The 215-nt window shown below is 55.3% G+C and carries 1 protein-coding gene; it reads left to right on the top strand.

Features of this window, described 5'->3' with window-relative positions; genetic code table 11:
* Positions 1 to 215: hypothetical protein (locus HMPREF0072_RS12390; RefSeq protein WP_211204266.1), on the top strand; the 215-nt coding region annotated here is incomplete at both ends.

Raw genomic sequence — 215 nt, 5'->3', positions numbered from 1 at the left:
GGCAACGTCACGCATTCAAAGGAGAAGGAGAAAACGACCCCTTCACCTGCCGTACTACCTCGTCTGCGCCATCCTAGAGATGGGGTACGCCGGTCTGGAGCATGGCATCAGCCGCTCCGATATCACGGACAAAATGAAGCAGCATCATCACCGTAAAGATGATGTGCGCGCATCAGACATGAGCAACCTGCTCCACAACCTCTCGACTCTGCAGC

Origin of the sequence: Anaerococcus lactolyticus ATCC 51172, assembly GCF_000156575.1 — a bacterium.
Lineage (GTDB): Bacteria > Bacillota > Clostridia > Tissierellales > Peptoniphilaceae > Anaerococcus > Anaerococcus lactolyticus.
The sequence above is the reverse complement of the archived record's forward strand: the minus strand, read 5'-3'. Positions and strand labels throughout refer to the sequence as shown.